The 22,705-nt window shown below is 69.1% G+C and carries 23 protein-coding genes; 11 read left to right on the top strand and 12 right to left on the bottom strand.

What is annotated here, in order from left to right; genetic code table 11:
* Window positions 1-62: 62 nt before the first annotated feature.
* The 3 genes from ACNUDN_RS01265 to ACNUDN_RS01255 are packed head-to-tail and all read left to right on the top strand — an operon-like array spanning window position 63 to window position 4,206.
* Window positions 63-3,023 carry an MMPL family transporter gene (locus tag ACNUDN_RS01265; protein ID WP_419120255.1) on the top strand — a complete coding sequence of 987 codons (2,961 nt, stop codon included), beginning with the start codon at window positions 63-65 and terminating at the stop codon, window positions 3,021-3,023.
* Window positions 3,023-3,514: an XRE family transcriptional regulator gene (locus tag ACNUDN_RS01260; RefSeq protein WP_419124963.1), complete on the top strand. Its 492-nt coding sequence runs from the start codon at window positions 3,023-3,025 to the stop codon at window positions 3,512-3,514. The genes ACNUDN_RS01265 and ACNUDN_RS01260 overlap by 1 nt, the downstream gene beginning before the upstream one ends.
* A 5-nt stretch (window positions 3,515-3,519) precedes the next feature.
* On the top strand, window positions 3,520-4,206 hold the full coding sequence (locus ACNUDN_RS01255) for an alpha/beta fold hydrolase (protein ID WP_419120254.1): 687 nt from the start codon (window positions 3,520-3,522) through the stop codon (window positions 4,204-4,206).
* Here ACNUDN_RS01255 and ACNUDN_RS01250 read toward each other — a convergent pair.
* Both ACNUDN_RS01250 and ACNUDN_RS01245 read right to left on the bottom strand, forming a co-directional pair.
* On the bottom strand, window positions 4,203-4,892 hold the full coding sequence (locus ACNUDN_RS01250) for a hypothetical protein (RefSeq protein WP_419120253.1): 690 nt from the start codon (window positions 4,890-4,892) through the stop codon (window positions 4,203-4,205). The two genes, ACNUDN_RS01255 and ACNUDN_RS01250, sit on opposite strands and share 4 nt — an antisense overlap.
* On the bottom strand, window positions 4,889-5,476 hold the full coding sequence (locus ACNUDN_RS01245) for a hypothetical protein (protein WP_419120252.1): 588 nt from the start codon (window positions 5,474-5,476) through the stop codon (window positions 4,889-4,891). The genes ACNUDN_RS01250 and ACNUDN_RS01245 overlap by 4 nt, the downstream gene beginning before the upstream one ends.
* A gap of 40 nt (window positions 5,477-5,516) precedes the next feature.
* Here ACNUDN_RS01245 and ACNUDN_RS01240 point away from each other — a divergent pair, with 40 nt between their 5' ends.
* Window positions 5,517-7,556 carry a M13 family metallopeptidase gene (locus ACNUDN_RS01240; protein ID WP_419120251.1) on the top strand — a complete coding sequence of 680 codons (2,040 nt, stop codon included), beginning with the start codon at window positions 5,517-5,519 and terminating at the stop codon, window positions 7,554-7,556.
* Between the two features lie 75 nt (window positions 7,557-7,631).
* Here the strand turns inward: ACNUDN_RS01240 and ACNUDN_RS01235 are convergent, their stop codons facing one another.
* The gene (locus tag ACNUDN_RS01235) at window positions 7,632-8,081 is read right to left on the bottom strand and encodes a thiol-disulfide oxidoreductase DCC family protein (protein ID WP_419120250.1); all 450 of its coding nucleotides are present in this window, start codon (window positions 8,079-8,081) and stop codon (window positions 7,632-7,634) included.
* 177 nt (window positions 8,082-8,258) lie between these two features.
* Between ACNUDN_RS01235 and ACNUDN_RS01230 the strand changes: the two genes are divergently transcribed.
* Together ACNUDN_RS01230 and ACNUDN_RS01225 are read left to right on the top strand one after the other, a co-directional pair.
* The gene (locus ACNUDN_RS01230) at window positions 8,259-9,212 is read left to right on the top strand and encodes an AraC family transcriptional regulator (RefSeq protein ID WP_419120249.1); all 954 of its coding nucleotides are present in this window, start codon (window positions 8,259-8,261) and stop codon (window positions 9,210-9,212) included.
* A gap of 193 nt (window positions 9,213-9,405) precedes the next feature.
* Window positions 9,406-10,971 (top strand): phospholipase D-like domain-containing protein, encoded by a 1,566-nt coding sequence (locus ACNUDN_RS01225; protein WP_419120248.1) that lies wholly within the window; start codon window positions 9,406-9,408, stop codon window positions 10,969-10,971.
* A 20-nt stretch (window positions 10,972-10,991) separates the two neighbouring features.
* Here ACNUDN_RS01225 and ACNUDN_RS01220 read toward each other — a convergent pair whose 3' ends face one another.
* The 6 genes from ACNUDN_RS01220 to ACNUDN_RS01195 form a co-directional block, all read right to left on the bottom strand.
* Window positions 10,992-11,450, bottom strand: coding sequence for a hypothetical protein (locus tag ACNUDN_RS01220; protein WP_419120247.1), 459 nt, complete (start codon window positions 11,448-11,450; stop codon window positions 10,992-10,994).
* Window positions 11,447-12,661, bottom strand: a complete 1,215-nt coding sequence (locus tag ACNUDN_RS01215) for a DUF58 domain-containing protein (protein WP_419124962.1) — start codon at window positions 12,659-12,661, stop codon at window positions 11,447-11,449. Before ACNUDN_RS01215 ends, ACNUDN_RS01220 begins: the two co-directional genes overlap by 4 nt.
* 8 nt (window positions 12,662-12,669) lie before the next feature.
* Entirely contained in the window at window positions 12,670-13,635 is a 966-nt protein-coding gene (locus ACNUDN_RS01210) for an AAA family ATPase (protein ID WP_419120246.1), read from the bottom strand.
* Window positions 13,632-14,114 carry a hypothetical protein gene (locus ACNUDN_RS01205; protein ID WP_419124961.1) on the bottom strand — a complete coding sequence of 161 codons (483 nt, stop codon included), beginning with the start codon at window positions 14,112-14,114 and terminating at the stop codon, window positions 13,632-13,634. The genes ACNUDN_RS01210 and ACNUDN_RS01205 overlap by 4 nt, the downstream gene beginning before the upstream one ends.
* On the bottom strand, window positions 14,111-15,043 hold the full coding sequence (locus ACNUDN_RS01200; protein WP_419120245.1) for a DUF4129 domain-containing protein: 933 nt from the start codon (window positions 15,041-15,043) through the stop codon (window positions 14,111-14,113). The genes ACNUDN_RS01205 and ACNUDN_RS01200 overlap by 4 nt, the downstream gene beginning before the upstream one ends.
* A 93-nt stretch (window positions 15,044-15,136) precedes the next feature.
* The gene (locus tag ACNUDN_RS01195; protein WP_419120244.1) at window positions 15,137-16,150 is read right to left on the bottom strand and encodes a L,D-transpeptidase; all 1,014 of its coding nucleotides are present in this window, start codon (window positions 16,148-16,150) and stop codon (window positions 15,137-15,139) included.
* Between the two features lie 177 nt (window positions 16,151-16,327).
* Between ACNUDN_RS01195 and ACNUDN_RS01190 the strand changes: the two genes are divergently transcribed.
* Window positions 16,328-16,660, top strand: coding sequence for a thiamine-binding protein (locus ACNUDN_RS01190; protein WP_419120243.1), 333 nt, complete (start codon window positions 16,328-16,330; stop codon window positions 16,658-16,660).
* 10 nt (window positions 16,661-16,670) lie between these two features.
* Here the strand turns inward: ACNUDN_RS01190 and ricR are convergent, their stop codons facing one another.
* Both ricR and ACNUDN_RS01180 read right to left on the bottom strand, forming a co-directional pair.
* Window positions 16,671-17,000, bottom strand: coding sequence for a copper-sensing transcriptional repressor RicR (ricR, locus tag ACNUDN_RS01185; protein ID WP_419120242.1), 330 nt, complete (start codon window positions 16,998-17,000; stop codon window positions 16,671-16,673).
* Entirely contained in the window at window positions 16,997-17,623 is a 627-nt protein-coding gene (locus tag ACNUDN_RS01180) for a DUF305 domain-containing protein (RefSeq protein WP_419120241.1), read from the bottom strand. The genes ricR and ACNUDN_RS01180 overlap by 4 nt, the downstream gene beginning before the upstream one ends.
* Window positions 17,624-17,702: 79 nt before the next feature.
* Between ACNUDN_RS01180 and ilvD the strand changes: the two genes are divergently transcribed.
* Window positions 17,703-19,415 carry a dihydroxy-acid dehydratase gene (gene ilvD, locus ACNUDN_RS01175; protein ID WP_419120240.1) on the top strand — a complete coding sequence of 571 codons (1,713 nt, stop codon included), beginning with the start codon at window positions 17,703-17,705 and terminating at the stop codon, window positions 19,413-19,415.
* On the opposite strand, the gene ACNUDN_RS01170 is transcribed toward ilvD, so the two are convergent.
* A complete protein-coding gene (locus ACNUDN_RS01170) occupies window positions 19,412-19,930 on the bottom strand; it encodes an MBOE_33420 family protein (RefSeq protein WP_419120239.1) in 519 nt (172 codons plus the stop codon). The genes ilvD and ACNUDN_RS01170 overlap by 4 nt on opposite strands.
* 188 nt (window positions 19,931-20,118) lie before the next feature.
* Between ACNUDN_RS01170 and ACNUDN_RS01165 the strand changes: the two genes are divergently transcribed.
* The 3 genes from ACNUDN_RS01165 (at window position 20,119) to ACNUDN_RS01155 (ending at window position 22,695) form a co-directional block, all read left to right on the top strand.
* On the top strand, window positions 20,119-20,802 hold the full coding sequence (locus ACNUDN_RS01165; RefSeq protein ID WP_419120238.1) for a chymotrypsin family serine protease: 684 nt from the start codon (window positions 20,119-20,121) through the stop codon (window positions 20,800-20,802).
* A 26-nt stretch (window positions 20,803-20,828) separates the two neighbouring features.
* Window positions 20,829-21,704 carry an oxygenase MpaB family protein gene (locus tag ACNUDN_RS01160; protein WP_419120237.1) on the top strand — a complete coding sequence of 292 codons (876 nt, stop codon included), beginning with the start codon at window positions 20,829-20,831 and terminating at the stop codon, window positions 21,702-21,704.
* A 169-nt stretch (window positions 21,705-21,873) separates the two neighbouring features.
* On the top strand, window positions 21,874-22,695 hold the full coding sequence (locus ACNUDN_RS01155; protein WP_419120236.1) for a nitroreductase family protein: 822 nt from the start codon (window positions 21,874-21,876) through the stop codon (window positions 22,693-22,695).
* The last annotated feature ends 10 nt before the right edge of the window (window positions 22,696-22,705 follow it).

Genomic DNA, 22,705 nt, shown 5'->3' with positions numbered 1-22,705 from the left:
CTGCTGTACCCTTCCGCTAGCAGCACCCGGGGAGAAAGTGGGGAGTTCCGATCCAGCAGTTCATGATGCGCGTGAGCAGCAACCTGCGCAGATTCCGCTGGGCGGTCTTTCTGGTCTGGCTGCTCCTGCTGGCGCCCTCGATTTGGTTGGCGGTGAACCAGTCCGGCAACCTGACTGGCGGCGGGTTCGAAGTCCAGGGTTCCCAGTCGCTCTACGTCCAGCGGCAGCTTGAGGACCAGTTCCCCGACCAGGGTGCCTCGCCGTTGGCCCTGGTGGCCGCCCCGCGGCCGGATGCCTCGTTCGACGATATGAACGACGCCGTCGCCCACCTGGAACGGCTGGCGGCCGAGGTGCCGAGCGTGACCGTGGTACCCACACCGCAGCAACCCGCGCCCGCCCCGGACCGGCCCTATGTCATCACGCTGCAACTGGACTTTGAGAACACCGGCGCTGTCGACATCGCCAAACAGTTGCGCGAGAAGGTCGGCATCGACGGTTACGAACCGGGCGAGATGGAGAACGGCAAGGTCCGGCTCTACGTCATCGGTCAGGGCGCGCTGGGCGCAGCGGCGACGCTGGCCACCAAACACGACGTCGCGCAAGCCGAGAAGTGGAACTTCCCGATCGTCCTGATCATCCTGCTCGCGGTGTTCGGATCGCTGGCGGCGGCGGCGATGCCGCTGCTGCTCGGACTTTGCACCGTCGTGGTGACGATGGGTGTGGTCTTCGTGCTGTCCATGCACACCACGATGTCGGTGTTCGTCACCTCGACGGTGTCCATGTTCGGCATCGCGGTGGCCATCGACTACTCGCTGTTCATCCTGATGCGGTTCCGGGAGGAGTTGCGGGCCGGACGAGAACCCGAGGACGCCGCCGACGCCGCGATGGCGACGTCGGGTCTGGCGGTGGTGCTGTCGGGTCTCACCGTGATCGCCTCGGTCACCGGCATCTATCTGATCAACACCCCGGTGCTGGAGTCGATGGCCACCGGAGCGATCCTGGCCGTCGCGATCGCGGTGCTGACGTCGACGACCCTGACCCCGGCGGTGCTCGCCACCTTCGGCCGCCGGGCCGCCCGACGGTCGTCCTATCTGCAGTGGGGCCGGCGCGCGGAGGCCACCCAGTCCAGGTTCTGGACCCGCTGGGTCGGCGGGGTGATGCGCAGGCCGTGGCTGTCGGCGCTGGCGGCCTCGGTGCTGCTGCTCATCCTCGCCGCGCCTGCGTTCTCGATGGTGTTGGGCAACAGCATGCAACGCCAGTTCGACCCGACCCATGAGATCCGTGGCGGGGTCAACGCGGCCGCCGAAGCGCTCGGTCCCGGCGCGCTGGGGCCGGTCCGGGTCTTGATCACCTTCCCCGAGGGCAACGCCGCCTCGGCGCCGGCGAAGGAACCGCTGCTGGCCGAGGTCCGCGAGAAGATGACCGAGGCACCGCACACGGTGTCGGTGTCCCCCCCGGTTTTCGGCAACAACTACCGCAGCGTCCTGCTGTCGGCCGTGCTGTCGGTCGACCCGGAGGATCTCAGTGCCCGCGACACGGTGGACTGGATGCGCGCACAACTGCCCGAGGTCGTCGGCGACACCGCGCGCGTCGATGTGGGCGGCCCGACCGCGCTGATCAACGATTTCGATGATCGGGTTTCCGAGACCCAGCCGTTGGTCTTCGTGTTCGTGGCACTGATCGCCTTCGTGATGCTGCTGATCGCCATCCGGTCGGTCTTCCTGGCGTTCAAGGGCGTGCTGATGACCGTGCTGTCGGTCGGCGCGGCCTACGGCTCCCTGGTCGTGGTCTTCCAGTGGGGCTGGCTCACCGACCTGGGCTTCAAACAGCTTCCCTCCCTGGACAGCACGATCCCGCCGTTGGTGCTGGCGTTGACGTTCGGGCTGTCGATGGATTACGAGATCTTCCTGCTGACCCGGATCCGGGAACGGTTCCTGCAGACCGGCAACACCCGCGATGCCGTCGCCTACGGCGTGTCGACCAGCGCGCGCACCATCACCAGTGCCGCGCTGATCATGATCGCGGTGTTCATCGGCTTCGCCTTCGCCGGCATGCCGCTGGTGGCGCAGCTGGGCGTCGCGTGCGCGGTGGCCATCGCGGTGGACGCCACCATCGTGCGCCTGGTGCTGGTGCCCGCGTTGATGGCCATGTTCGACGAATGGAACTGGTGGTTGCCGCGCTGGCTGGACCGCATTCTGCCGTCGGTCGACTTCGAGAAGCCGCTACCGAAGGCCGACATCGGCGATCTGGTGATCATCCCCGACGACATCTCGGCGCTGGCCCCGACGGGTGCGGATCTGCGCACCGTCGTCAAGTCCGCCGCCAAACTGAAAACACTTGCGCCACAATCAATCACAGTAGCCGACCCGCTGGCTTTCAGCGGTTGCCAACCCTGCGCGAAGATCGGGGGCCGGGTCGGGCGCGACGAGCGGATCACCGCGGCCGTCAGCAACCGGGCCCACGGCAAGACCGTCGCGGTCAAGCTACCCAAGCATCCGGTGACGATGTGGCGCGGCCGGCTCGATGTGGCGCTGGACGCCCTCGCCTACGAGCGGGCCGGCGGGCCGGCGCAGGCGGAACAGGCGGGCGGGCCGGCGCAGGCGGAACGGGCCGGCGGGCCGGCGCAGATGGAGCGGATCAGCCCGATGGAGACGACGAACGTGCTGCTTCCCACCGGCGACCGGCTGCAGATCCCGACCGGTGCCGAGACGCTGCGGCTCAAGAGCTTCCTGGTCATGCAGCGCAACAGCGCCCGCGATTATCGGGAACTCGCCGAACTGGTGGATTCCATGGACGTCGACACCGCAGCTGATGTGCTCAGCGGCATGGACCGGTATTACGCTGGGCAACCAGCCCGCGCGGGCCACTGGGTAGCCACTCAGCTGGTGCGGCGGTTGGCCGAGCCGGTGCCGTCGGACGGGCCGGATCTCGCCGCGGCCGGGGCCGAGGAGGAGGCCGAGTGGGCCAAGGTCAGGCAACGCTGCCTCTCGGTGGCAGTGGCCATGCTGGAGGAGACGAGGTGATGGTGGCTCCTGAGATGCCCGAGGTACGCGGCGCGGGCCGCCGCGCGGCCCCGCCCGCCGACGACCGGCCGGTGGAGTTCTGGCCGACCGCCGCGATCCGAGCCGCCTTGGAGAACGACGATCTCGCCGTGTGGCAGCGCATCGTGGTGGCGATCAAACGCGACCCGTTCGGCAGAACGGCGCGTCAGGTCGAAGAGGTGCTGGAGACGGCCCGGCCCTACGGTGTGTCGCGGGCGATGTCGGAGGTGCTGACCCGCACCCGCGAACACCTCGAGGCCAACGAGTGTGCCGAGGTCGCCCGGCACGTGCACCTGTTACTGGATCGGTCCGGCCTGGGCGAACACGAGTTCGCCTCCCGCATCGGCGTTCCCGCCGACGACTTCGCCGCCTACCTGCGGGGCAGCACCAGCCCGCCGGCGTCGTTGATGATCCGGATGGGCCGGCTCTCGGAGCGGTTCGCCAAGATGCGCGCCCAGCGCAGCGGCGACTGATCCCGATGGCCTATCTGCTGATCCCCGGTGCCGGCGGCAGCGCGTGGTACTGGCACCGGGTGGTGGAGCTTCTCGAAGCCGCCGGCGTCGAGGCGATCGCGGTGGATCTGCCCGCCGACGATGTCGACGCCGACCTGCTGACCTACGCCGACGTCGCCTCGGTCGCCGCGATGGAAACGGCCGGACCGTTGACGGTGGTCGGTCAGTCGATGGGGGCGATGACCGCGCCGATCGTGGCCGAACGGTTGCCCACCGAATCGCTGGTGCTGGTCAATCCGATGGTGCCCAAGCCCGGTGAATCCGGGGGGCAGTGGTGGGAGAACACCGGTCAGAAGCCGGCCCAGATCGAGTACTTCCGTGAGATCGGGCTCGACAGAACAGAGTTCGACTTCGTCGAGGACTTCTTCCACGATGTGCCCGCCGAAGTTCGGGCGGAGGCGCTGCGCCGGCCCGAACCCGACCAGTCCGACACGCCGTTCCTCGAACCGTGGCCACTGCCCGACTGGCCCGAGGTCGCGACCAGGGTGCTGGTCGGCGAGCAGGACCGGTTGTTCCCGCTGGACTTCCAACGCCGGGTGGTGCGCGAGCGCCTCGGCCTGGAGGTTCAGGTGGTCCCCGGCGGTCACCTCGTCGCGCTCAGCCACCCCGCCGAGCTGGTCACGGCACTGCTCGACTCGGCACAGCGCCCCTAACGGGAATGGATCGGCGAGACGTCCTCGACGATCCAGCGGCCATCGGACTTCGACAGCGCCACCCGCAGCGCCAGTACCGCGGTGTCGGGCTGCCGTCCGGGGACGCTCTGAGTGCCTCGCAGGAGCACTGCGACGCTGGCCGCGTCCGGTCCGATGGCCTCGACACCGGCAGAGACCGTATTCGCCTGCGCCGAGACATTTCGGCTTGCGAGGTCCTCCGCCACGGCCGCGAATTCGTTCCTGAACCGTTCGGCGCTCGCGGTCGACATCAGGCCGGCGGCACGGTCGATCGACGCCGTGGGGTCTTGCGGCGTGAACGTCGCCGACGCCTCGGCCACGCTGCTGGCGATACCTGCCACCTCGGCACTGTCGGCGCGCAACGCGCGGTCGGGCCGCGTCCACTGGGTGTACCCGACCACCACGGCGGCCACCAACGCGGCCGTGGTGACCGCGATGACCGCCAGCCGCAACACAGGACCGTCGTCATCGGTTCCGACGGTGACCCCGTCCCGGCGCGCGAGCACGCCGTTGACGGCCATCCCCTGAACCACGAGCAGACACAACACCGAGCACACCGACACCCACCACAGCGGCCACTGCAGCGCGAGGCCGATGTACACCAACGCGGCCACCGCCGCCAGCGGCGCCAGCAGGTCGAACGCCAGGACACGCAGCCGGTTCCTCATCGGATCGACTCCAACCGGGACACGGCCAGCCTGCCGTCGACGTCGGCGACGTCCAGACGCAGGTTCCACCGCACTGTCCGCGGCGTGTCGGTGCCGGCGTTCTCCGAGACCGACGTCGCGACGACCAGCACGCTGTCGGTGCGCGATGCGAAACCCTCCAGATCCCCGTCGGGGTCCGGCGTCTCCCCCGGCCGCGGGTGGTGGATGGTCTCGATCGCCACCGAGTCGATCTGGCCGGTGGTGCGGGACTGCAGCGTCTGCACCAGCTTGCGGTAGGGCTCGACGGCGGTCTCGAAGTCGACGTTGAGCTGCCCGACGGTGCCCTCGTGCAGCGTCGTCATATCGGCATCGACGCTGTCGGCGTTCATGTTGATCAGCACATCGGTCCACTCGGCGGCGGTCTGCAGTACCTGCGTCCGGTACCTCAGCTCTTCGGTGTCGTCACGATGGCCGATCCAGATCAGGGTCGCCGACACGACCGCGACGACGGCCAGCACCCCGAGGACCGCCGATGCGACGCCGAACGCGCTGAACACCGCGGCGTCGGTCGGTCGCTGATCGGAAAGCTGCTCGTCATCGGGCATGCGCGTGAGGGTACCGGCACGTTTCTGGAAGGATGTCGGGGTGACGGTAGAAGCGACATCCTCGACCTCATCCCCATCCCCGGAATCCGCATCCGCATCCTCCTCGGGCGCGGTCTCAGGGATCGACCTGCGCTACGTCGACACCCAGGCTCGCCCCCAGGACGATCTCTTCGGTCACGTGAACGGACGCTGGCTCGCCGAATATCAGATCCCGCCGGACCGGGCCACCGACGGCGCCTTTCGCACCCTTTACGACCGCGCCGAGGAGCAGATCCGCGACCTGATCGACGAGGCCGCGACATCCGGCGCCCCGCACGGCACCGATGAGCAGCGCATCGGCGATCTGTTCGCCAGCTTCATGGACGAGGACACCGTCCGCACGCGGGGGCTTCAGCCGCTGCTCGACGAGCTGGCGACGGTGGACGGGGCCGCGACGCCGGAGGAACTGGCCCGGGTGATGGGTGCGCTGCAGCGCACCGGCGTCGGCGGCGGCACCGGTGTGTACGTCGACACCGACTCCAAGGACTCCACCCGCTACCTGCTGCACCTGACGCAGTCCGGGATCGGGCTGCCCGACGAGTCCTATTTCCGCGACGGGCAGCACGCGGAGATCCTGGCGGCCTACCCCGGGCACATCGCGGCGATGCTGGGCCTGGTCGAGGCAGATGCGACCGCGGATCACCGGGCGACCGCATCCGCGATCGTGGCGTTGGAGTCCGAGATCGCAGCGGCACACTGGGACGTGGTCAAGCGCCGCGACGCCGACCTGACCTACAACCTGCGCACCTTCACCGAGGTGGCCGAGCAGGCGCCGGGCTTCGACTGGGCGGGGTGGCTGGCCGGCCTGGGCGCCGGGCCCGAGCAGGCCGCCGAGATGGTGGTGCGCCAGCCGGACTTCCTGACCGCGTTCGCGCGGCTGTGGGCCGGGCACAGCCTGCAGGAATGGAAGAACTGGTTGCGCTGGCGGGTGATCCATTCCAGGGCTTCGTTGCTCACCGATGAGTTGATCGCCGAAGACTTCTCGTTCTACGGCCGCAAACTCTCGGGCACCGAGGCGATCCGCGAGCGCTGGAAGCGCGGGGTTTCGGTGGTAGAGAGTCTGATGGGTGAGGCGCTCGGCCGCCTGTACGTCCAACGGCATTTCCCGCCGCAGGCCAAGGCGCGCATCGACGAGCTGGTCGCCAACCTGAGGGAGGCCTACCGGGTCAGCATCAACTCATTGGACTGGATGACCCCGGAGACCCGGCAGAAGGCGCTGGTCAAGCTCGACAAGTTCACCCCGAAGATCGGCTACCCGAACAAGTGGCGGGATTATTCGGCGTTGGAGATCGCCCGCGACGATCTGTACGGCAACTACCGGCGCGGCTACGCGCTGGAGTACGACCGCGAGCTGGCCAAGCTCGGCGGACCGGTGGACCGCGACGAGTGGTTCATGACACCGCAGACCGTCAACGCGTACTACAACCCCGGCATGAACGAGATCGTGTTCCCGGCAGCGATTCTGCAGCCGCCGTTCTTCGACGCCGACGCCGACGACGCCGCCAACTACGGGGGCATCGGGGCGGTGATCGGGCACGAGATCGGACATGGGTTCGACGATCAGGGCGCCAAGTACGACGGCGACGGCAATCTCGTGGACTGGTGGACCGACCAGGATCGGGCCGAGTTCGGCAAGCGCACAACGGCATTGATCGACCAGTATCAGGAATTCGTGCCGCGCGGGCTGGACGGTACTCATCACGTGAACGGTGCGTTCACCGTCGGGGAGAACATCGGCGATCTCGGTGGTCTGTCGATCGCGTTGCTGGCCTACCGGCTCTCGCTGCAGGGCCGGCCGGCCCCGGTGATCGACGGGCTGACCGGGGAGCAGCGGGTCTTCTACGGCTGGGCTCAGGTGTGGCGCACCAAATCGCGTGAGGCGGAGGCGATCCGGCGTCTGGCGGTGGACCCACACTCACCTCCGGAATTCCGCTGCAACGGCGTCATCCGCAACATGGATGCGTTCTACGAGGCGTTCGGGGTCGGACCGAACGACGAGCTCTACCTGGAACCGGAACGGCGCGTACACATCTGGAACTGATCCGGCACATCCGGAACTGATCCGGCACATCCGGAACTGATCCGGTCCTGATCGGCACCGCCTGAGGGCCGGCCGTCAACCCATGAAGCGGGCCCGCACGTGCGGTTCGGGGATGGGGCAGGTGTCGCGGGTGCCGAATACCCGGTACCGGATCCGGGCGAAGCCGTCGTAGAGACGGTCGCGCACCGGCGCCGGGATCACTCGCGCCGCCAACAGCACCCGCCAGGGACCACCGAGGTAGTCCGTGACGCGCAGGGCCGCGGCGGATTTGACCGACACCTGCTCGGTCGGACCGCCCGGATCGTCGACGAAGACCACGGAGTCGACGCCGGCGAGCGCCGGATGCCGGTCGATCACCGCCTTGGCGAAATCACTGTCCAGGGCAGCGAATCGCAGATCCCCGCGCCGGTCCAGTCGCAGGATGGTCTGGACGGCGCCGTTGCAGAATCCGCAGACGCCGTCGTACAGCAGCACCGGGGGGTCGTGCCGCGCCCCGGGTATCTCCGCGCTTTGCGCTTTCTGCACTGTCGTAGGTTTCTGCACTGTGGTAGCGCTCTCCACTGTCGTAGCCGACCGTTTCACCCATGGTGTTCCCGATGTCCGGGCCGGTAATCGGATCCGGCGCATATCACCGCGTCGTCACGCTCGGACGAATAGGTGGACAACAGCGGTTTTCCCTCGGTGATCGTCTAACCTGTCGGGGTGGATGTCTTCGGTGACCTGTGTCGAGGACTGCGTGCACACGGGTCGTTGTTCGGCGCCTCGACACTGACACCGCCCTGGGCGCTGCACTTCGTCGACGGAGCCCCACTGACCCTGTGCACCGTGCTCGACGGCGACGGCTGGATCGTGCCGGAGCACGGCGAACCCGAACCGCTGCGAGCCCGCGACACCGTCGTCGTGAAGGGTCCCGCGACGTTCACTTTCGTCGATGCGATCGACACCCGAGCCCAACCGGTCGCGTGTGGGGAGTTCTGTTCGACGCCGGATCAGGGTGGCACCCGCCACCGGTTGGGTTGGAACGACCTGTCGGCCCCCGATCACCGGCGGGACCGGCAGGACGACACCGGCGCGACCACGCTGATCGTCGGCGCGTATCCGGTGGGCGGCGAGATCAGCAGGCGCCTGCTGGACGCACTGCCGCCGCTGCTGCGTGTGGCCGGCGGCGGAACCGGCGACGCCGTCCTGGACCACCTCGCCGCCGAGGTCGCGCTCGACATCCCCGGCCAGCAGGTGGTGCTCGACCGGCTGCTGGACTGGATGCTGGTCTGTACTCTGCGCGAGTGGTTCGACCGACCCCACGGTGAACCCCCGGCCTGGTGGACCGCACAGCGTGACCCGGTCGTCGGCGCCGCGCTGAGTCTGCTGCACGCCGAACCCGCGGCTGCGTGGACGGTTTCCCTGCTGGCCGAGCGCACCGGGGTGTCGCGCTCGACGCTGGCGAAACGGTTCACCGACCTCGTCGGCGAGCCGCCCCTGACCTACCTCACCGCATGGCGTATGACGCTGGCCGTGGATCTGATGCGCAGGCGCCGGACTGCGACCGTCGCCGAGGTCGCGCGCACGGTCGGCTACTCGGACGCCTTCGCGTTCAGCGCGGCGTTCAAGCGGGTCCGGGGTGTGAACCCCAGCGAGTTCCGGCGCACCGTCGCCTGAGCGCCCGCGCCAGCCGGGCGCCGGGTCCGTCAGCAGGCCGTCATCCCGGTCGGCGGCGCGCCATGTGGCGACGGCATAGGCTCGCGACATCGGGTTCCGGTCCTGTGGCCGTGCCACGGTGCATGAGGTGACCGGTCGACGGGGCGAAGGGTGCCCCCGTCGACCGGTCGAAGGTGAGCGTCGAAGGCGAGTGATGTCAGACGAGTCGCAGTACGCCCCCGCCGGGGCCCCCGACCGGCTCCTGGTACCCGGATCGACGTGCTGGCAGACTGCCCGGGCCGACCGGTACGCGCCGGTCATCGACGGAGCCGACTACCTGGCCCTGGTCAAGATCGCGATGTTGCGCGCCGAACACCGGATCATGCTGATCGGGTGGGACCTCGATTCCCGCACCGCGTTCGAACCCGTCGCGCCGACGCTGGCCGGGCCCAATCACCTCGGGTTGTTCCTGCACTGGCTGTTGTGGGGCCGCCGGCATCTGCAGGTGTACCTGCTCAAATCCAATCTGCGGCTGCTCCCCGCCTTCGACGGCTTCTGGTTCGGTGTCACCCCGGTGACGCTGCTCAATCAGATCACCTCGCACCGTATGCATTTCGCGGTCGACGGGGCGCGCCCCACCGGAGCGGTGCATCACCAGAAGATCGTGGTCGTCGACGACGAGATCGCGTTCTGCGGGGGTATCGATCTGACCGTCGGCCGCTGGGACACCCGCGCTCACCTTCCCGCGGCACCGGGCCGCCAGACCTCGGGGCAGCCCTACGGTCCGCGACACGAGGTCGCGGCGGCGGTGAACGGCGCCGCGGCGCGGGTGCTCGCCGCGCAGGCCCGTGACCGATGGCAGGCTGCCACCGGTCAGACCTTGCCGCCGGTTTCGGCGCGTGAGCCGATCTGGCCCGAGCGGCTGCCTGCCGCGCTGTGTGACGTCGAGGTGGGTATCGCCCGCACCCTGCCGGCGCTGCCGCAGCGCAGCGAGGTCCGGGAGGTGGAGGCGTTGAACCTCGCGGCCATCGCCGCCGCACGCCACGTCATCTACCTGGAGAACCAGTACCTGGCCGCCCGCAGCCTGGCCGAGGCGCTCGCCGAGCGGCTACGCGAGCCGGACGGACCCGAAGTGGTGATCGTGCTGCCCCGCAGTTCCGAGAGCCGCCTGGAACAGGAGTCGATGGACAGCGCCCGCGAGCGTCTGCTGCACACGTTGTGGGACGCCGACCGGTTCGGCCGCCTGGGCGTGTACTGGCCGGCGATCAAGGGCGGGACGTCGGTGTATGTGCACGCCAAAGTCATGGTGATCGACGACCGGCTGCTGCGGATCGGCTCGTCGAATCTCAACAACCGCTCGTTGGGATTCGACAGCGAGTGCGATGTCGCGCTGGAGGCACCTTCCGAGGGCGGCGCCGACGTGCGACGGCACATCGTCGACACCCGCGACGATCTGGCGGCCGAACATCTCGGTGTGCCGCTGCCGGATTTTCAGCGCGAAGTGCTGCGCCGCGGCTCGTTCCTCGCGGCGATCGATGCGCTGCGCGGGACCGGACGGTCGCTGCGCAAGTTCACCGAGACGATGGTGGCAGCCGACGAGAGTCCTTTCGCGGAGAACGATCTGATGGACCCCGACCATGTGCCGCCGTCGATGGCCCAGAGCGCGCTGACGCTGCTGACCGGTGTGGTCACCTGGCCGTTGACCCGCGCCGCTCCCCGGCTGATGTCGTTCATCCGGGCCGACGAGACGGTCACCGAGCGGGCGGACGCAGGCCCCTAGCGTCCGGCGGACGGCATGGCTCAGCGGGTGCGCGGCAGCAGGGGCTGCAGCGCCAACAGATAAGCGGTGAACAGCGCCACCGGCGCCACCAGCGGCAGCCACGCTATCTGGACAGGCACCAGCACGGCCACGGCTCCGACCGCGGCGAACCCCACCGCGAACGACATCGACGGGACTGTCGGATCGGAGTGCCGCAGCACGAGATAGGCGGTGGCGGCCAGCCCGGCGAGCACAGTGCACATCGGATCGGGGGTGGCCAGGACGACGGTGATCACCGACGCCAACACCGCCCCGGTGGCCGCGCGGCGCCACCATACCGAGGCGATCACCGCCACCACCGAGGCCACCGAGACCACCGAGACCACCGAGACCAGGGCCGCAGCACCGTCCGATCCCCGTCCGCCGCCGCCGGCCGCCGCCGCCACCATCAGCAGGCCGAACATCGTGGTCGTCAAGACTTTCCCGATACCGGCGGTCACCGTCGTCGTCCCCGGGCCGGGACCGCAGCCATCGCCTGGTCCAGTGTGACGGCGGCCGGCCACGCCACGATGTCCACCCCGACGGTCGCCATGTCGCGGTACATGAACGACCGTTGCATCGCCCACATCCGGTGCACCAGTGGGTCGTGGTCACCCTCGACCGGGCTGCCGTCGAGGACGTCGACGGCGAGCACGGGATGACCGCGCTTGCGCAGATCGATCAGGGCCAGGGCGAACTCGGTGGCCAGCATCGTGGAGAACGCGATGACGATCGCTGCCGTGGGGAGCGCGGGACGTGGGGCCAGGGTGCCGGGAGCGGTTTCGAAGGTGTCTGACGCGCCGAGCATCGTGTCGAGTATCCGGTAGAACTGTCGCTGCCCGATATCGGCTCCCAGCCAACGGGTCTCGCGGCCGCCGAGCGCGACGAGTCCGGCCCGGTCCCCGTATCGCAGCGCGCTCTGCACCACCTGGGCGGCGCCGCGCGCGGTGCGCTCGGTGGCGGCGGTGGCCGGACCGGGAGGTTGCGGGTAGGTGTCGACGAGAACCACCACATCGGCGGCCCGGTCGGTCAGCCGTTCGGTGACGTGCAGCGCACCCCGACTGGCGCTGACCGGCCAGTTGACGGTGCGCAACTGGTCACCGGGCAGGTAGGGCCGGACGTCGGCGAACTCGACACCGGGGCCGCGGTGACGGGTCAGGTGGGTGCCGAGCCGGTCGAGCAGATCGGTACGCGGAATCGCGATGGATTGCGTTGGCGCCATGGGAAATACGCACACCTGCGCGGCGGCGGCGGTACCCACCCCCTCCAGCAGACCACCCCGGGCGCTCACCCGCAGTGTGACTTTCACCGGATAGCGCCCCCAGCGCGACGCGCTGACGGACAGCACCAGACCCGTGGCATCGGCCGCGCCGATCTCGTCGACGTCCAGGCCGGTATCCCGCACCGCGCTCAGGGCGACAGCGCTGCCGTCGTCCGCACAGGCCGACACGGTCAGGCGAATCCGTTCGCCCTCGAAGCACCGCTGGATGACGGGATCCGCGTGCAGGGTCACCACCGGCACCGCCGCCTGCCTGCCGACCGAGCACAGCACGCCGAGCAGCGGAGCGGCGAACGCCACCAACTCCCACCGGCCGGTGACCAGTGCGGCCACCAGGGCTGCCGCCACGCAGGTGGCCAGTGATCGGGTCAACGGCGCTGCCCGCCAACGCATTTCGACGGTCACTGGGAAGCCCCCCGGGCGCGGGGCACCGGGGTGCGGCGCAGCAGCTCCTCCACCACGTCGGCGCCCTGAACCCGCCGGACCCACATTTCGGGCCGGAGGCTGATGCGGTGCGCCCACGCGGGCACCGCCAGCGCCTTGACGTCCTCCGGGATGACGTAGTCGCGCCCGAGCAGCAGCGCCCGCGCCCGCGCCAGTTGCACCAGATCCAGCTCGGCGCGCGGGCTCGCCCCCACCGCCACCTGGGGGTGCTGCCTGCTCGCGGCCGCCAACGCGACGACGTAACCGAGCACGTCGTCGTGGACGCTGACCTGCTCGACCGACTCCTGCATGGCATACAGACCCCCGGCGTCGACAACCTGCCGCACCGTCACCGGCGCAGACCCGCGGTCGAGGCGGCGCCGCAACATCGCGGTCTCCTCGGTCTCACTGAGATACCGCAGTTCCAGCCTGATCGCGAACCTGTCCAGCTGCGCCTCGGGCAGCGGATACGTGCCCTCGTACTCGATCGGGTTGTCCGTCGCCAGCACCAGGAACGGCTCGGGCAGCCGGTGTGTCACACCGTCGACGCTGACCTGGTGTTCGGCCATCGCCTCCAGCAGTGCGGCCTGGGTCTTCGGCGGGGTGCGGTTGATCTCGTCACCGAGCAGCAGGTTCGTGAAGATCGGACCGCGGCGGAATTCGAAGCGTCCGGACTGCATGTCGTAGATCGTCGAACCGAGGAGATCGGCGGGCAGCAGATCGGGGGTGAACTGCACCCGGGTGAACTCCAGGCCCAGCGCGGCGGCGAACGATTTGGCGATCAGCGTCTTGCCCAGGCCGGGCAGATCCTCCACCAGCACATGGCCGCGGGCGAGCACGGTGACCAGAATGAGGTGGAGCGCGTGGCGTTTCCCGACGACGGCGCGGCCGATCTCGTCGAGCACCGCCTCACACTGTGCGGTGGTCACCGCTGCAGTGGTCACAGCCGTTCCAGTCGCTGCAGGATGTCGTCGAGGGTGGCCCGGCCGGGCCCGGGCTGCCCGTGGCCGTCGCGGGCGATGTTGTCCGGGTCCACCCACTGCCACAGCTCGTCACCGAACAGCATGCGACCGGTGGCCTCGAACATCCTCGGGTCCTTCGACTTTCGGTGGCCCGCGGCGAGTTCGAACTGCCGGGCCAGCATCGGGCGCAGCCGGCGGTCCCAGTCTGCCCGCGACGACTCCGCCCATGAGATCAGCGTCTCGGTGCGCAACAACCACCGGCGCAGTGCCTCATCGGCGTCGTCGGTGACCGATTCGGTCGTGTCGTCCTGCCGCGGATCAAGGCGGGTCCGGGCCGCGATCAGCGCACACGCCAGCGCAGCGCCGGTCAGACCCAGCACGGCTTCGCCGTCGAACTGGGTCACCGCCAACAGCTGCACAGCGAGGATCACCAACACCCCGCAGACCACGACCTTCCTCACGTCGCCGCCCATCGCAGCTCGCTCTGCACCAGGCGAAGCGCGGCGACCGCATCGCAGCGATGGCTTTCGTCCATGACGTGCGGACTGAACCGCGCCTCTTCGAACAGTTCCACCAGCCGGGTGGCGCTGTCTGCGGGCAGCACCCGCCGTTGCACGGCCCGGGCCAGCACTTCGGCTGGGGTGTCGGAGTCCTGCGGGACGGTGCCGGGGGACTTCTCCAGCTCACGTTCCATCGCCAGGTAGCAGGCGATGATCGCCTGCCGCGGATCGCGGCTCAGGTCGCCCACCTCTGCCAGCCCCCGCTCGGTGGCCCGGGCCAGGTCGAGCACCGGCGCGGGCGCGGCGTCGCCGGGGTCCGCTGACTGCTCCGGCACCGCCGGCGCGCGCCGGCGTCCGAGCAGCGTCGTGGCGGCCGACGTGACGATCAACGCGACAGTCACACCGGTGAGCACGGCGAGCACGACGGGGGCGTCACCGTCATCTGCGGGCCGAGCCCGCTCCGGGTCGCCACGACCGTCGGCGCCCGACGGCGCCGAGGTCCCCGCCGCGTCGTCGACGGTCACCGCCGGCACCCACCGCATCAGAATCAGGATCACCAACGACCACAGCAGCAGTGCGGCCGCGGCGAACAGCAGCGGGCGCCACCGCATTGCGGTCCCGGGTGCGCGGAGTTCTCGACGCGGAGCGCCGTCGGCCGGCGCGGCCGGACGCCGGGCCGGCTGAGCGAGGACCGCGATCGCGATGACGGTCATGGACACCGTCAGCATCACGACGAGCGCAACCAGGCTGCCCGACCCGGCTTCCGAAGGCTCGTCGGGCTGCCCGGTGCGCCCGAGTTCGGGCAGGTAGCCACGTAAACCGGTGACAGCCAGCAGGATCAGCACGATCACGGCAGTGGCGCGCACGGCCGTCTTGTCGTCCACCGGCATCAGCCCACCCTCGGCTCCGGTACCGACGACCGGGCCGCCGTCGGCCTGTGCTCATCGTGGCACGATGGGCACGCCGGGCGCGGGGCTATCGGGTCAGAACATCTGCCAGTCCGACGCTCCGTCGGGCTGGGTGTACCACCCTCCGTCGGTGTTCTTGATCACGACCGCATCGCCGCTGCCGAAGTTGTCGTAGAACCATTTGGCATTGGCCGGGCTGAGGTTGATACAGCCATGGCTGACATTGCTCTTGCCCTGGGATCCCACCGACCACGGCGCACTGTGCACGAAGATGCCGCTGTTGTCGATCCGCACGGCGTCGTCCACGTCGAGCTTGTAACCCTCGCCGGACGGGTCGTCCACCGGGACGCCGTAGGTCGAGGAGTCCATCACGATCTCGGAGAATTTCTCCAGCACGTAGTAGGTGCCGTTCTTGGTGTCGTAGCCCGGTTTGCCCAGCGAGACGGGGAAGGTCTTCTCGACCACGCCGTCGCGCACGATCTCCATCTGCTTGGTGTCGTTGTCGATGGTCGCGACGAGCTGCTCGGGGACGCTGAAGCTGGACTTGGTGCCCGCCGCGTCGATGGTGACGACGGTGCCGGCCGGCCAGAAGTCCTGAGGCCGCCAGCGCAGCTGGGTGTCGCTGACCCAGTAGAACCGGCCGGGCACCGGCGGATTGGACGAGATGTGGACGGCATCCTGGGCCATCTGCCGATTGGCGATGGGCCGCGCGAAGTTGATGTAGATCGGCTTGGCGGCGCCGACGATGGACCCGTTGACCGGGTTGAACGACGGCGGCACGAACGGCGGCTGACCGACGAACGGGTTTGGGTTCTGCCCGGCCGGCGTGCCTTCGGGGATGGGCATCGGCTGGCCGGGAACAACCGCCAACGGGTTGGCCGCAGTGGGGCCGGTCGAGCCCGGCGCGGGCGGCGTGGCCGGATTCGGGAAGCCGAACGGGTTCGCCGGCGGCGGAACCGGCTCAGGTGCCGGCGGAGCCGGCGCCGGAGCGGGTTGCGCCAGCGCCGAGGGGGTGCCGAGCGTCAGCCCGGCGACCACGCCAACTGTCATGAACAGGGCGAGGACCCAGCTCCGGTTTCGCTGCCGCATGCGTTACCTCCAGTCCAGCGACTGACCCCAGTGTGGCACAGCACCGGGGTCGATCTCCCCGGCGAACGTCGCCGCCGGACCCCGGCACCCTCCTGTCCGAGGGCATTGACCTGCAGTGATGATCGTGTTCACGCGGCCTTTCGTTACCCGGCCGTGGAGTACGGGGACACTGGACCCATGATCGTCGCGTTCAGCATCAGTCCCGCCGGTGCCGACGGCACCGGCAGCGTCGGTGACGCAGTCGCCGAGGCGGTCCGGATCGTACGGTCATCGGGGCTGCCCAACGAGACCAACGCCATGTTCACCAATATCGAGGGTGAGTGGGACGAGGTGATGGCCGTCGTCAAGCAGGCTGTCGACGCCGTCTCGGCGGTGTCTCCGCGGACCAGCCTGGTGCTCAAGGCCGATATCCGGCCCGGCTACAGCGGTCAGCTCACCGCGAAGGTGCAACGCATCGAGGACACTTTGGGCATCGAGGACACTTTGGGCATCGAGGACGCCCTGGGCTGACGCCCCGCGGTCAGGACCGGACCAGCCGGGCGATGGCCGCCGAGGCCTCGGCGAGTTTGGCGTCGGCCTCCGCGCCGCCGACGGCGACCGCGTCGCTGACACAGTGTCCGAGGTGTTCGTCGAGCAGTCCCAGCGCCACCGACTGCAGCGCGCTGTTGACAGCGCTGATCTGGGTCAGGACGTCGATGCAGTACTTGTCCTCGTCGATCATCTTGGCGATTCCGCGTACCTGGCCTTCGATGCGGCGCAGGCGCTTGGCGTAATTCTCCTTCTGCGCCGAGTAGCCGTGCGTCCCGCGGTCGGGTTCGGCGGTGTCGTGCGCACCGGTCGTCTCACTCACGGCATCCCCTTCAGCATCTGCCTCATCTGCGCGATCCGCGTTTCCTGGCCGCTGACGATCGTCCTGGCGATGGCGATGGCGTCGACATTGGCGCCCTCGGCGATCTCGGTGTCGGCGATATCGACCGCTCCCTGGTGCTGACCGATCATCGACTGCAACCACAGTCTGTCGAACTCCGGACCGCTCAGCGACTCAAGCTCGGTGATCGTGGCCTCATCGACCGAACCCCGCGGCGGGTCCTCCCCACCGTCGGCCCCCGGGCCACTGGGGCCGGTGCGGATCTCGGGGTTCTCGTTCCACTGCACGAGCAACACGTTGAGGATGTTGATCTCGGGTTGCTGGACGGCCACGATCTGGTTGGTCAGCGCGATCAACTCGGGATTCTCCGACCTGCGCTGCGCCAGCTCGGCCAGATCGATCGCCTGTGCGTGGTGGGGGACCATCTCGGTAGCGAATGCGATATCGGCGTCGTTGTAGCTCGCGGGAGCACCGGTGATCAGGGGTGTCTCGGGCTCATCAGTGCCGTTCGGCCCGTTTCCCGGCTCGTCACCGCGCTCGCCGCACCCGGCGAGCAACAGCAACGCGACGAGCACGGCGAACAGACGCGCGGCCAACGTCATCATGCACCCAGAGTACTAGTACCCCACGGGGGTATGACGGGATGGTTTGGCGGCCGTAAACGCCAGGCGCATAATTCTCCGCATGCCCTCAGACCCCGCGCAGCCCGGCATCGACATCAAGCCCCGCAGTCGTGACGTCACCGACGGACTGGAAAAGGCCGCGGCCCGCGGCATGCTTCGCGCGGTCGGCATGGGCGACGACGACTGGGCCAAGCCGCAGATCGGCGTCGGTTCGTCGTGGAACGAGATCACCCCGTGCAACATGTCGCTGCAGCGGCTGGCGCAGGCCGTCAAGGGCGGTGTTCACCAAGCGGGGGGTTTCCCGCTGGAGTTCGGCACCATCTCGGTCTCCGACGGCATCTCGATGGGCCATGAAGGCATGCACTTCTCGCTGGTGTCGCGTGAGGTGATCGCCGACAGCGTGGAAACCGTGGTGCAGGCCGAGCGCCTCGACGGCACGGTGCTGCTGGCCGGCTGCGACAAGTCGATCCCCGGCATGCTGATGGCCGCCGCACGCCTGGATCTGGCGTCGGTGTTCTTCTACAACGGTTCGATCATGCCGGGCACGGCCAGGCTCACCGACGGCACCGAAAAGGAAGTCACCATCATCGACGCCTTCGAGGCCGTGGGCGCCTGTGCCCGCGGGCTGATGTCGCGCGAGGACGTCGACATCATCGAACGCGCGATCTGTCCCGGCGAGGGCGCCTGCGGGGGCATGTACACCGCTAACACCATGGCCTCGGCGGCCGAGGCTCTCGGAATGTCGTTGCCGGGCAGTGCATCTCCAGTCGCCATCGACAAGCGGCGCGACGAGTTCGCACGCAGGTCCGGGGAGGCCGTGGTGGAGATGCTGCGCCGCGGGATCACTGCCCGCGACATCCTGACCAAAGAGGCGTTCGAGAACGCGATCGCCGTGGTCATGGCGTTCGGCGGCTCCACCAACGCGGTGCTGCATCTGCTCGCGATCGCCTACGAGGCCAACGTGAAGCTGACACTGGAGGACTTCACCCGCATCGGACAGAAGGTGCCGCACCTGGCCGACGTGAAGCCGTTCGGCCGCCACGTGATGAAGCACGTCGACGAGATCGGCGGCGTGCCAGTGGTGATGAAGGCACTGCTGGACGCGGGCCTGCTGCACGGCGACTGCCTGACCGTCACCGGCCAGACCATGGCCGAGAACCTGGCCCATATCGAGCCCCCGGACCCCGACGGGAAGGTGCTGCGGGCGATGGACAACCCTATCCATCCCACCGGAGGCATCACGATCCTGCACGGGTCGCTGGCACCCGAGGGTGCCGTGGTGAAGTCCGCAGGCTTCGATTCGGATGTGTTCGAAGGCACTGCAAGGGTTTTCGAGCGGGAGCGGGCCGCGCTGGATGCGCTGGAGGACGGCACCATCACCCACGGCGACGTCGTCGTGATCCGCTACGAAGGCCCCAAGGGCGGACCCGGGATGCGCGAGATGCTCGCGATCACCGGTGCCATCAAGGGCGCCGGTCTCGGCAAGGACGTGTTGCTGATGACCGACGGCCGGTTCTCCGGCGGAACCACCGGGCTGTGCGTCGGCCACATCGCCCCCGAGGCGGTCGACGGCGGGCCGATCGCCTTCGTCCGCGACGGCGACCGGATCCGCCTCGACGTCGCGCAGGGCACCCTGGACATCCTCGTTGACGAGGCCGAGTTCGACTCCCGCAAAGCGGGTTTCGAACCGCTCCCGCCGCGTTACACGACCGGGGTGCTGGCCAAGTACACGAAGTTGGTCGGGTCGGCGGCGGTCGGCGCGGTCTGCACCTAGCGCGGCGCTGCCGGTGCGTCGATCGGGGTCAGCCTGATCGGAACCCGGTGGGTGCCGGGTCCCTCACCGGGGCATCCGGGACCTTCGACGACCAGGGTGCGCTCCCCGGTGAAGCTCCCGCCGGGACCTGGGATCCAGTGGTCCGAGCGCGTCGACGGCACGGCGCTGGCGGGGTCGGTCCGGTCGCAGAAATAGGGGTACGGACCGCTGGTTTCCCACCGACCACTGTCCCACCGGTACTCGAATGCCGCCGGGGCGGCCGGGTTACGAGCTTGATCGTCGCTGTTGTCCATCCGCGCGACACAGCCGTTCACATCACAGTGGGTGCTGAATTCCGTGGGAAACGCGACCGGATTCATCGGTGTCGGTACACCGTTGAAACTCTGGTGCGCGAAGTCGATGTGCACGTCGTAGTACCCGTAGATCGGCACCGGCTCGGGACGGTCGGCATGAGCTGCCGGTGCCGCCAACAGCGCAGTGCCGGCCAGAGCACTTGCGGCGACGGTCCGGTACATACCTGTGGATAGCACATCGGATGGCCACGACGCAGCCGAGCCGAGGTATCGGGAGCAGCGGATCCACCGTCGCACTGCCGGCGGTTGCAGGCTCCGCGACAGCTGGCGCGTCGTCCAATCCGCTTTGTCGCGATCGCCGGCATGAGAGCATCGGTTTTCGAAACGCTCACATTGTCAATGGAGACAGCATGAGTCGTGTACTGGCCGCAGCTATGGCAGTCCTGGTCGCGGTGCTGCTGCCCAGGCTGCCTCTCGCGCACGCCTTCGGCGAATACCCGGTGGCCAGCCCGGGGGCTTATCTGGTGAGCACCGCCATTGCCGGCAACGGCCAGCCCTACCAGTGCACCGCCGGATTCACCGTCCGCACGGCCGGCGGCGCACCGGCCATGCTGACCGCGGGACACTGTGACCGCGACCCGGTCAACGACACCGTGCTGCAGCGGACGCCAACCGGCGACCAGGTGGTCGGACATTACGTCCGCTGGGAGGTCATCCCGGGGGTGCGGGACGTGGGTCTGGTCGACCTTGCCGCGAGCTCGGTCCCGCTGGTGAGCCAGGTGGACGCGATGCGGGTGTCCCGCGTGATGACCGCCGAAGACCTCCGGCGCGAACAGCCGCACCTCTGCAAGTCCGGCGCCCGCACGGGGGTGACCTGCGGGCCCATCACCGCGCTGACCGACAATCAGGTCTCCTTCCGGGCCTGGGACGACCTCGGCGACTCGGGCGCGCCGGTCTACGCCCGCCTGCCCGACGGCACCGTCGCCGCGGTAGGCATCTTGTTCGCCCACAGCGACGACGTGTTCGGGCGCATCGTGCACGCCTCGCTGGTGGCGCCGGTCATGTCGTTGTGGGGTCTGAGCAACTGGGGCTGATCTCGGGTCCGGCCACAATGGTGAACATGGTGTCATTGGTGGACATAGTGGCGTTCGACCTCGGCGCGGTGCGGGACCGGATGGGAAGCGCGCTGTTCGGCATGGTGGCCGGACCTGAGGGTCCGGCCAATCGCGCACGCATCCACCAGACACCCGGCCCGCGCTGGTTCGGCGAAGACCGTCCGATCCGGCGCGTGCACGGCGATGCGTCGATGTTCGTCGGCGGTCTACGCGCGTTGCTGCTGCAATCACTGCACCCGCTGGCCATGGCGGGGGTGGCCGAGCATTCCGATTACCGCAATGACCCGTGGGGAAGGTTGGCCCGCACCAGCACGTTCCTGGCCACGACGACTTTCGGGGCGGCGCAGGATGCACAACGCGCCGTCGACCAGGTCCGCGGCATCCATCGCCGCATCAACGGCACGGCCCCCGATGGGCGCACCTACCGGGCCGACGATCCGCACCTGCTGGAGTGGGTGCACATCGCCGAAGTCGACAGCTTTCTTCGCGCGCATCAGCGCTACGGGGCCAAACCACTGGACCGCCCCGGGTGCGACGCCTACGTCGCCGACACCGCCCGCATCGCGTCCGCACTCGGTGTCCCCGATCCTCCGCTGACCACGGCAGAGCTGGCTCACCGGATCACCGCTTACCGGCCCGAGCTGCAATCAACCGCCGCCGCGCGCGACGCTGCACGGTTCCTGTTGCTGACCCCGCCGTTGCCGCTGCTGGCCCGGGCCCCGTATGCCGCGCTGGCTTCCACCGCGGTCGCGCTGTTGCCGGCGTGGGCACGAGCACCACTGCGTCTCCCCCATGTGCCGCCGGTGGAGGCGACCGTGGTGCGATCGACGGGCCACCTGCTGGTGGGCGGGATCCGCTGGGCGATGTCTCGCCCCGTGTGACACGGCGATGTCTCGCCTATCTGACACGGCGATGTCTCGCCCATCTGACACCGCGATGTCTCGCCTATCTGGCACCGCGATGTGTGGCCCGCGCGTGGTTCGGCCTGCGTTCCGCCGCTTCTAGAATGTCGCGGTATCGATAGTCTCGGCACCCGGTGGAGGTGGGCGTATGGCCACGGCATTTCCCGCGGTCGAGACCCTGGAGCAGGTCCTGGACCTCGCCGCGCACGCTCCGTCGGCACGTAACGCGCAGCCGTGGCGGTGGCGGGTCGACCGGCACGGAGTGCAGCTGCTCGCCGACTGGACTCGTCGCCTCGGTGACACCGCTTCCGACCGGCGCGATGTGGTGCTCAGCTGCGGTGCCGTGTTGCACCATTGCACGGTCGCGTTTGCCGCCGCGGGATGGACGAGCCGGGTCCACCGCGACATCGACGGCGACGTGCTGGCCACCCTGGAGCCGGCGCTTCGCCCGCCGGGCGCCGGCAGCGTCGAACTCGGCCGTGCCATCGCCGGGCGCCGATCCGACCGGCGTCCCTACACCGGCGCGCTTCCTGCAGGCACGGTCGAGCTGCTGGTGATCCGGGCGCAACGCTTCGGGGTCGAGCTGGCCGTCGTACCGGCCGCCCGCTGGGCCAGGACCGGGCCGGCCGAGTTCAGGCTGAGCTACGGAGACGTCTCAGCGGGGCACCCCGGTGACGACGCCGTCATGCTGGTGCTGGGGACCGGCACCGACACTGCCCTAAACCGGCTGCGTACCGGCGAGGCGCTCAGCGACCTGACGTTGGCGGCCACCGCCCTCGGGCTGGTGACCTGCCCGCTCACGGAGCCACTGCGAGACAACCGGGACCGGCTGGCGCTGGCCTGCGAGGTCTACGACGGCGAGGCCCTTCCGCAGGCGCTGGTCCGGCTCGGCGCGCGGGCGACCGGCGCCCCGTTGCCCGCGGTGCCACGGCGGCCTGTGGCAGAGACGACCGTGTTCGATCTGAACTGAGCCTGCTCGA

Origin of the sequence: Mycobacterium sp. smrl_JER01 (assembly GCF_048513595.2) — a bacterium.
In the GTDB taxonomy this organism is placed as follows: domain Bacteria; phylum Actinomycetota; class Actinomycetes; order Mycobacteriales; family Mycobacteriaceae; genus Mycobacterium.
Note: the sequence above shows the minus strand (reverse complement) of the source record. Positions and strands in the feature narration are given on the sequence as shown.